Source organism: Streptomyces sp. NBC_00414 (assembly GCF_036038375.1).
GTDB lineage: Bacteria > Actinomycetota > Actinomycetes > Streptomycetales > Streptomycetaceae > Streptomyces.
Map to the genome: position 1 here is coordinate 8,711,372 of NZ_CP107935.1, position 9,774 is coordinate 8,721,145.

The 9,774-nt window shown below is 68.6% G+C and carries 8 protein-coding genes; all 8 read left to right on the forward strand.

Annotated elements, in window-relative coordinates; genetic code table 11:
* Positions 1-322: 322 nt before the first annotated feature.
* The 8 genes from OHS59_RS37970 (at position 323) to OHS59_RS38005 (ending at position 9,635) form a co-directional block, all read left to right on the forward strand.
* Positions 323-1,354 carry an ornithine cyclodeaminase family protein gene (locus OHS59_RS37970; protein ID WP_328497856.1) on the forward strand — a complete coding sequence of 344 codons (1,032 nt, stop codon included), beginning with the start codon at positions 323-325 and terminating at the stop codon, positions 1,352-1,354.
* Positions 1,355-1,639: 285 nt separating this feature from the next.
* The gene (gntD, locus tag OHS59_RS37975; RefSeq protein ID WP_328497857.1) at positions 1,640-2,650 is read left to right on the forward strand and encodes a guanitoxin biosynthesis L-enduracididine beta-hydroxylase GntD; all 1,011 of its coding nucleotides are present in this window, start codon (positions 1,640-1,642) and stop codon (positions 2,648-2,650) included.
* 212 nt (positions 2,651-2,862) lie between these two features.
* Positions 2,863-3,978 (forward strand): capreomycidine synthase, encoded by a 1,116-nt coding sequence (gene vioD, locus OHS59_RS37980; protein ID WP_328497858.1) that lies wholly within the window; start codon positions 2,863-2,865, stop codon positions 3,976-3,978.
* 292 nt (positions 3,979-4,270) lie between these two features.
* The gene (locus OHS59_RS37985; RefSeq protein ID WP_328497859.1) at positions 4,271-5,452 is read left to right on the forward strand and encodes a sensor histidine kinase; all 1,182 of its coding nucleotides are present in this window, start codon (positions 4,271-4,273) and stop codon (positions 5,450-5,452) included.
* Between the two features lie 81 nt (positions 5,453-5,533).
* The gene (locus tag OHS59_RS37990) at positions 5,534-6,235 is read left to right on the forward strand and encodes a response regulator (RefSeq protein WP_248780384.1); all 702 of its coding nucleotides are present in this window, start codon (positions 5,534-5,536) and stop codon (positions 6,233-6,235) included.
* A gap of 233 nt (positions 6,236-6,468) precedes the next feature.
* A complete protein-coding gene (locus tag OHS59_RS37995; protein WP_328497860.1) occupies positions 6,469-8,448 on the forward strand; it encodes an ABC transporter ATP-binding protein in 1,980 nt (659 codons plus the stop codon).
* Between the two features lie 165 nt (positions 8,449-8,613).
* Complete coding sequence (locus OHS59_RS38000) at positions 8,614-8,826, forward strand: MbtH family protein (RefSeq protein WP_248781959.1); 213 nt, start codon at positions 8,614-8,616, stop codon at positions 8,824-8,826.
* A gap of 11 nt (positions 8,827-8,837) precedes the next feature.
* Positions 8,838-9,635 carry an alpha/beta fold hydrolase gene (locus OHS59_RS38005; protein WP_328497861.1) on the forward strand — a complete coding sequence of 266 codons (798 nt, stop codon included), beginning with the start codon at positions 8,838-8,840 and terminating at the stop codon, positions 9,633-9,635.
* Positions 9,636-9,774 lie beyond the last annotated feature (139 nt).

Consider the following 9,774-nt stretch of genomic DNA (forward strand, 5'->3'; position numbering starts at 1 on the left):
ACAGGCGAGGGACGGACGCCGTGGAGGGCGGGCACAGGAGGGCGGACATAAGGGGCGGACGCAGGGGGCAGGTGACAGCCCGCGTCATCGTCACGACGTCCACGACGGTGTGTCAAGCGGCCCGCGATCCGTGCGGCCGAACGCGGAAGCGGGCCCCGGCTGTTCAACCCGCGCGGGGCCGCAGTTGAACGACCGCCCTGGTGAACACACCATTGATCGCCCGTGTGACGGCGGGTCATAGTGCTGCGGCAAGGACCCTTTTCCCGTGCCGGAGGTACTCCCGTGGCAGTGCGAGACATCGCGTACACCGAGCGGCACTTCCATGCTTGAGCTGACCGGCGCGGACGTGGCCGGGCTGCTCGGCAAGATCGATCTCGTCGACGTCGTGCGCGAGGTGTTCCTGGCGCACGCGAACGACCGGACCGTACTGCCCGAGGAGAGCTGTCTTCGGTGGACCAACGACCAGGGTGAGTCCTGTCGCAGTCTCAACATGCCCGGTCTCGTGGAGATCGACGGCCGGCGCATCGCCGGCACGAAGATCATCAACGCGAGTCTGGGCAACCCGGACCGCGGTCTGCCCCGCGCCGGCGGCATCGTCCTGCTCTTCGACGTCACCACCGCCCGACCGGTGTGCTCGTTGGACGCGGCGCACATCTCCGCCGGACGCACGGCGGCGGTGAGCGTGCTCGCGGCGGAACTGCTGTGGGCCCGACCCGCCCGCTCCATCGGGGTGGTGGGCGCCGGAGCCCTGGCCGAGGCGCATCTCGACCTGGCCCTGCGCAGATGGCCCTCGGTACGGGAGGTCCACCTCCACGACCAGGTGCCCGAGCGTGCCGTACGCCTCGCCGAGCGCCTGGGGGACACGTACCGCACGGTCGCCTTCGACGTCGCCCCCTCCGCCGAGCGGGCGGTGCGCGACGCGGAACTGATCATCCCCGTGACCACCACGACGACCGGCTACATCCCGGCGGACTGGATCGCCCCCGGTGCCGTCACGGTCAACGTGTCGCTGGACGACCTGCTCCCAGACGCGTTCACCGACGCCGACAAGGTGATCGTGGACGACTGGAGCCTGGTCGCCGCCGACACCACGCGGCTGCTCGGCAGGATGCACCGCTCCGGCGACGTACTGCCGCCACCGCGCCACCGGACACCCACCGACGCCGGACGCCCGGCGCCCGCCGTGGAGGTCGCCGCCGAACTGTGCGACCTCATCAGCGGCGCCGCGACGGGCCGCAGGTCCGCCGAGGAACGCATCGTGGTGAACCCGTTCGGAATGTCACTGCACGACGTGGCGGTGGCCGGGAAGCTCTACCACGACCACTACACCACTACACCACTACGACCAGAATGACCAGCACGACCAGCTGAGATAACCAGCTCCTGCTTTGACCGGCGATCGTTTCCAGAAACGTGCCATCGCCCGGTGAGGAGTGCGAATCAGCGTTCGCTGCGGCAGCGCAGAGCACACATCAATCAGTTCCATTGTGCGGATGTCGATGTCGAAGGATCGCGACCGGCGGTGCGCCCCCAAGGGCACCGGATCGGCCAGCACCTTCTCAACGGGCCGGAGAGATTCTCTCTGCGGCGTATCCGGAAACCAATTCGTCGTATTAAAGGTACGGAGAGGAAAATCAGCATGGACAGGCTGGAACTCGACGAGACTGAAATCGGCGCGATGACAGAACTCGTCGACGAGTTCGAGGAAGAATTCGCGACCCTCGACTCGGAAGAGGCGCTGCACCGGGCCACCGTGCTCGCCCACCAACTCCCCAACAGGGTCCGACTCCATCTGAACGCCTTCCGGCTGGAACAGCTGTCGGGCGTGCTGTGCATATCCGGCTACCGGGTGGACCAGGACCGGCTGGGCCCCACGCCGGCGCACTGGCGGGGCCAGTCCGGCCCTTCCCCCGCGCACCGCGAGGAACTGCTCCTCATGCTCTGCAGCTCGCTCCTCGGCGACCCGTTCTGCTGGGCGACCCAGCAGGACGGCAGGATGATCCACGACATCATCCCCATCCAGGGCCATGAGCACGAGCAACTGGGCTCCAGCAGCGAGGCGTTGCTGACCTGGCACACCGAGGACGCCTTCCACCCGCTCAGGGGCGACTTCCTGTCGTTCGCCTGCCTCCGCAACCCCTACGGTGCCGCGACGACCGTCGGATACGCCGACGCGCTCGAACTGCCGCAGGACGTACGGGAGACGCTGTTCGAGGAGCGGTTCATCATCCGCCCCGACGAGTCGCACCTCGGCAAGAACAACACGGTGAAGGACCCGGAGCGCCTCGAATCCTTCGAGGACATCGAGGAGATGCAGCGCAACCCCGATCTGGTGGCCGTCCTCTTCGGCAACCCGGAGCAGCCCTATCTCCGGGCCGACCCGTACTTCATGAGCGTCGAGGACGGGGACGACGAGGCGCGCTTCGCACTCGACACGCTGGTCAAGGCGATGGACGAGGCGATGTTCGATCTCACCCTCGCCAGCGGGGACTTCTGCTTCCTGGACAACTTCCGGGTCGTCCACGGCCGCAAGCCGTTCAAGGCCCGCCACGACGGGACGGACCGCTGGCTCAAGCGGGTCAATGTCACCGGCGACCTGCGCAAGTCCCGCGCCGCGCGCGACGCCCGGGCGGTCCGCGCCAGCCGCTGAGCCCGTAGGCCGTAGTCCGTAGTCCGTAGTCCGTAGTGCGACGCGTGACCGTCCGCGTCCGGAGGTGTCGCCGCCGCCGAGCCGGCCGGTCACGCGTCGCACGCGTCGAAGCCACCGCACCCGCCCGCTCCCGTCGAACCCGCCGCACCTGTCGTACTCGCATCCGACACTCCGACACTCCGCCACTCAGACACGGAGAACGAGGGCACTTCATGAGACTTCGGTCCGCACCGCTCGAAGACTGGTTGCGCGATTACTACTTCACCGCCGAGATCGACATCAGCTCCAGCGGATTCCACTCGTACTCCATGGCGGAGCTGCGCGCGAAGACCGGCCTGCGCCACGCGGACGTCGACCGGCTGGTGTTCGACGACGGCTACTCCCTCGGCGCTCCTGACGTACGCGCCGCCGTCGCCCGCCACTGCGGGGGCGTCGACCCGGACAAGGTGATGACGACGAGCGGCTCGGGCGAGGCCCTGTCGCTGGTCCTCAGCGCGCTGCTCCGCCCCGGCGACGAGGTCGTCGTCGTCCAGCCCGGCTACCACCTGCTGGTCGAGTACGCCATCGCGCTCGGCTGCACCATCAAGACCTGGCGGCTGGACCCCGACAAGGACTGGCGGCCCTCGCTGGACGAACTCGCCGAGCTGGTGACCGAGCGCACCCGGGCGATCATCGTCAACTTCCCCCAGAACCCGACGGGCGCCACCCTCACCGAGACCCAGCAGGACCGACTCGTCGGACTCGCGGAGGGCGTCGGCGCGTACGTCCTGTGGGACGGCGCGTTCACCGACCTCACCTACGAGGTCCCGCCGCTGCCGGAGATCACCGCCCGCTACGAGCGCGCCGTCAGCTTCGGTACCTTCTCCAAGGCGTTCGGGCTGCCCGGCCTGCGGTTCGGCTGGTGCGTGGCACCCTCCGAGCTGCTCGCCGACTGCGTACGCATCCGTGACTACACCACGCTGCACGTGTCGCCGCTCGTAGAACTCCTGGCCCTGGGCGTTCTGGAGAACGCCGACGCGTTCATCCGGCCGCGCCTCGACCAGGCCAGGCTGAACCGCGTCACCCTGACGGACTGGGCCGCGGCCCACCCCGACCTCGTGTCCCTCGCGTCGCCGGCGGGCGGAGTCACGGCCTTCCCCCGGCTCAAGGGTCCCGCCGACGTGGACGCGTTCTGTGACGAGCTCTTCCAGAAGCGTGGCGTCCTGGTCATTCCCGGGTCCTGTTTCGGCCGTTCGCAGCACATCCGAGTCGGCTTCGGCGGGATGCCCGACCAGCTCCAGGAGGGCCTGGAGCGCCTGACGCTCGCACTGACCGAGGCCAGCGGCTGAAGCCCGCGGCCCCCGACGACGCCCGGTCGCGGTCCGAGATGTCCCGCTGACCGCGTCCTGGCCGCGTCCTGACCGGTCTTGACCCTGTCCTGGCCGCGTCCTGGGCGCGTACGTCTGCCCGTGTCCCTCTGGCCGGGGACGCCGCCGTCCCTCCTGTGGGGGACGGCGTCATCGCTGGCCGGAGGGATGATCCCGAGCACCCCCGGCTGCCATAATGACCGGCGTGCACCGTGCGACGGCTTGGCGTGACACCTGGATCGCAACGCGACGGCGAGTGTCGGAACTTCCGCACGTGAGTGCGCTGTCCGGGACCGTTCTCGGGCTGCTCGCCGTCCTGGAGTCACTCGCCGAGTTCATCGGCGCCCACGGTTCGATTCCCCGGCTGTTCGCCGACGCCACCTCGGAAGCGGGCCCGCACGGCAGCGCGGCAGGCGTGCAGTTCGCCATGGTGGTCGGCCTGTTGTGCGTGTGCACCGCCCTGCCGCTGGTCTTCCTGCGTCCCCTGGCCGCCGGGGTCACCGTCACCGCGGCGAGCCTCGGCTCCCTCCTGATCTTCGAGACGCTGACCCTGGCGGGCTTCGCCGCCCAGCTCGTCGCCCAGTACCGGCTCGGCCGCAGCGGCTCCCTCCTGCCCGCCGGGCTCCTCGGCACGCCCTTCCTCGTACTGGCCCTGGCGGGGCCCGACGACACCGACTACCGGGTACGGGTCGTGCTCGTCGCGGCACTGGCCCCCCTGGCCGCCTTCGTCGGGCTCGTCGCCCGTTCCAACGAACAGAACCGGCAGCACAGCGCCATCCGCGAGGTCATGGACGGCACCCAGTGGGAGAACGCCGCACGCGGAGAGCGCGTCCGCATCGTCCGGGAACTGCACGACGTCGTCGGCCACCACATCTCCATGATCGCCGTGCAGGCCGAGACGGCCCGGATGGCGACCGCCGGCATGCCCGCCGAGGGCGCCGAACGGCTGCTCGGCATCGGGGACACCGCCCGCGCCGCCCTGACCGAGATGCGCCGGCTGCTCGGCGTGCTCCGCGAGGACACCGAGTCCGTCACCGGCGGCGACCGCAGGCCGCAGCCCGACCTGGGACAGCTCCACGAACTGCTCGACGAGGCGCGCAAGGCGTCCGCCACGTCCATCCGCCTCATCCTCAGCGGCTCACCGAGCGAACTGGACCCGGGCATCGAACTCGCCGCCTACCGCATCGTCCAGGAATCCCTCACCAACGCCCGCAAGCACGCCACCGGCGCCGCCGTCGACGTGGAACTCACCTATGCCGACGAAGCCCTGCACGTGCGCGTCCGCGACAACGGCCCGGGCCCGCCGCCCGACCGGACCACCGGCGGACACGGTCTCCTCGGCATGCGGGAACGCGCGTCCGCGGTCGGCGGCGACGTACACACCGGTTCGGCGTTCGGCGGTGGCGGTTTCGTCGTCGAGGCGCGCTTCCCCACCAAGTCGGCAGAAACCCCATGACGGCAGAAACCCCACGACGGCAGAGACTTCATGTCGGCAGAAACCGCAGGACGACAGAATCCCCATGACGGAAGAGACCTCATGACCACCCCGTCCTCGCTGATCCGCGTCGTCGTCGCCGACGACCACGTCGTGGTCCGCACCGGTTTCGCCGCGCTGCTCGACAGCCAGCCGGACTTCACCGTCGTACAGACCGCGTCCTCCGGAGCGGAAGCGGTACGCGTCTGCCGCGAGGTCTCACCGGACGTCGTCCTCATGGACATCCGCATGCCCGAGATGGACGGCATCGAGGCCACCAGACAGCTCGTCGGCTCCTCGCCCGACGGCGTCGCCGTCCCGCGCGTCCTCATCCTGACGACGTTCGACCTCGACGAGTACGTGTACGACGCGCTGCGCGCCGGAGCCAGCGGCTTCCTCCTCAAGGAGGTCACCGCCGAGCGGCTCTTCGACGCCGTACGCGTCGTCGCCGCCGGGGACGCCCTGCTGGCCCCCGGCATCACCCGCCGGCTCATCAGCGAGTTCGCCCTGATGCCCGCCAGGCCCGATGCCACGCCGCCGCCCGGCATGAAGGCGCTCACCGCCCGTGAGCGCGAGGTCCTGCTGCTCGTCGCCGAGGGCCTCTCCAACCCGGAGATCGGCGCCAGGCTGGTCGTCAGCGAGGAGACGGTGAAGACACACGTCAGCCGCATTCTCGGAAAGCTCGCGCTGCGCGACCGCACCCAGGCCGTGATCGCCGCCTACGAAACGGGACTTGTCGTGCCCGGCACCCGTAAGCCGGAATAGCGCTCCGCCGGAACTGCTCGCTCGCGCCGCCGGAACCACTGGTCCGGCGGCTCTTCCTCGGACCGCGCCCGCCCCGGCGGCGCGTCCGAGTGTTCAACTGCGGCACGGCGTCAGTTGAATACCGTCATCGGCACCTGAACCTATTGCCACTCCTGAGCGCACTCGGGGATGCTTGCAACCGAGCGAAGCTGTGCCGGAACAATGCGAGAGAATTCCGTGAGGAGATACCCGCTGTGAAAGTGACGGTACAGGCTCCGGCCGACGAGCCGCCGCCCGAGGGAAATCCTCAGGGTTCCGAAGGGCATCAACGAATTCGCCCCGGAATAGTCCGGAGGATTGTTCCCTATGCAAAACCGTATCGATTTCGGCTGCTGTTCCTGATAGGCGCGTCCGCACTGGGCGCCGTCGTCACGGCGGCCAGCCCCCTGCTGTTCGGCGTCATCATCGACAAGGGCATCACTCCGCAGAAGACGGATGTCGTGATCGCGGTGGCCGGAGCGCTGCTCGCCCTGGCCCTGCTCGAAGCCCTCACGACGTACTGGCAGGCCAAACTCTCCGCGCAGATCGGCGAGGGCCTCATCTACGACCTGCGTACGGCCGTGTTCGGACACGTCCAGGCGCAACCGCTCGCCTTCTTCACCCGGTCCCAGACCGGATCGCTCGTCAGCAGACTGAACACGGACGTCATCGGCGCACAGCAGGCGATCACCGTGCTGATGGCCGAGACCGTCAACACCATGCTGACGCTCGTCCTCGTCCTCGCCGCGATGTTCTACCTCTCGTGGCAGCTCAGCCTCATCGCACTGGTCATGATCCCCTTCTTCCTCTTCCCCGGAAAGATCATCGGCCGTCGTATGCAGCGCCTCGCCCGGGGCACCATGCAGCTCAACGCGGAGATGGGCTCGCTGATGAGCGAGCGCTTCAACGTCGCGGGGGCGATGCTCAACAAGCTGTACGGGCGCCCCGCCCACGAGTCCGCCGTGTTCGCGGGACGGGCCGCCGACGTCCGAGACATCGGTGTGAAGACCAATGTGACGGCACAACTCCTCGGCATCGTCATGGGCCTCACCGCCTCGGTGACCCTCGCGCTGCTCTTCGGGATCGGCGGGCTCCTCGTCGTCGACGACGCCTTCGCACTCGGCACCCTCGTCTCCCTGGTCACGCTCGTGGGCCGCCTCTACACACCCATCCAGCAGCTCTCCAGCGTGCAGGCCAACGCGATGACCGCACTGGTCAGCTTCGACCGGGTCTTCGAGATCCTCGACCTCGAACCCCTGGTCAAGGAACGGCCGGGAGCGACAGCGCTGCCCGCCGGCGGTGGTGGCCCCAGGAGTGGCGGCTCAGCCGCCGTCGGCCCCGCGGGCTCGGCCGCACCGGAGATCGAGTTCGACAAGGTCTCCTTCCGCTACCCCGCCGCCGACGAGGTGTCCCTGGCCTCACTGGAGTCGATCGCCCTGCCCAACTCGGAACGCGGTGACGACGCCCTGGTCCTCGACGAGGTCAGCTTCCGGGCACCCGCGGGGAAACTCACGGCACTCGTCGGCCGCTCGGGCGCGGGCAAGACCACCATCACCAACCTGATGCCGCGCTTCTACGATCCTGTCTCCGGCTCCGTACGCATCGCCGGCCACGACCTCCGCGACGTCACCCTGGCCTCCCTGCAGGACACGGTCGGCGTGGTCACCCAGGACGCCCACCTGTTCCACGAGACCATCCGGGCCAACCTGATGTACGCCCGCCCCGACGCCACCGAACGCGACCTGGTGGAGGCCTGCGAGGCGGCCCGGATCTGGGACACCGTCGCGACTCTGCCCAACGGCCTCGACACCGTCGTCGGTGACCGCGGGTTCCGGCTCTCGGGCGGCGAGAAGCAGCGCATCGCCCTGGCCAGGCTGCTGCTCAAGGCCCCGCCCGTCGTCGTACTGGACGAGGCGACCGCCCACCTGGACTCGGAGTCCGAGGCCGCCATCCAGCGGGCCCTCAAGACCGCGCTGGCCGGCCGTACCTCCGTGGTGATCGCCCACCGGCTGTCCACCATTCGCGAGGCCGACCAGATCCTCGTCATCGACGAGGGCCGGATCCGCGAACGCGGCACCCACGAGACGCTGCTGTCCGACGGCGGCCTCTACGCCGACCTCTACGACACCCAGTTCGCCCGGCAGAAGACGCCCGCCGACGAATCCGTGCTCGACGTCGCGGGCCCGGGGCGCTGACACCCCGCGCGACGACTCGCGGACTCGCGCGCCCACGCACACACGGCACCACCCCCTGAACTTTCTCCCGCAGTCCCGTTCTCCGCAGTTCCCATTCCCGCACTTCCCGTTTCCGTAGTTCCCTTTCCTGATCGACGTTGTGAAGAGGAGACCGCCTTGCGCACCGTGAGCTTTGACTTCGAAACCCCTGAGGCACGATTCAAGGTCCTGATCAACCACGAGGAGCAGTACTCCCTGTGGCCCGCCGACCTCGACGTCCCCGGCGGCTGGGACGAGACAGGTGTGACCGCCTCCAAGGAGGAATGCGACAAGTACATAGAGGAGACCTGGACCGATATGCGGCCCAAGAGCCTGCGTATCGCGCTCGACGGAAAATAGCGGGTCACGGAATGCCGCACGTATTCACCAACGGCATCCGGCTCTCCTACGAACGGTCGGGCCGAGGCGAACGAGTTCTCATGATCATGGGCTCCTCGGCCGCCGGCCGGGTCTGGACCCTGCACCAGACCCCCGCACTGAACGAGGCCGGCTACCAGGCCATCACGTTCGACAACCGCGGCATCGCCCCCTCGGACGTTCCACCGGGGAAGTACACGCTCGCCGACATGGTCGCCGACACCAAGGGCCTCATCGAGGCCCTCGATGCCGCGCCCTGCCGGATCGTCGGGGTCTCCCTGGGGGCGATGATCGCGCAGGAACTGGCCATCAGCCACCCGGAGCTGGTCCGGTGTGCCGTCCTGATCGCCACCAAATCGCGCTCGGACGCCCTCCGAACCGCTCTCGGCACGGCGGAACGAGCCCTGATGCAGAGCGGAGTGAAGCTGCCGGCCGACTACGAGGCCGCGATGTCGGTGCTGCAGATGCTCTCGCCCGCGACGCTGAAGGACGACAGCGCCGTCTCCCTGTGGCTGGAGACGTTCCGACTGGCCGGAGCCGAGAACTCGATCGGCCAGACCTGGATCAACACGGACGAGGACCGGCGCAAGGCACTCCAGGATGTCTCGGCGCCGTGCCGCGTCATCGGCTTCAGCGACGATTTCGTCACTCCGCCCCATCTGGCCGCCGAAGTCGCCGAGGCGATTCCCGAGTGCGACTACGTGGAGATCCCCGACTGCGGTCACTTCGGCTATCTCGAACGTCCCGCCGAGGTCAACGCGGCCATCATCGATTTCCTCGACAAGCACTGAACATCCACCGAGGGAAGTGGCGACGGGAGAGGCGGGAATGGCCCGCAGAAATGACTGAAGCAATGGATACAGGAATGAACCGAAGGAACTAGCCGGGAAAAACATCGGAACGAGCAGGGAAAGTACGCCGGTAATCGCG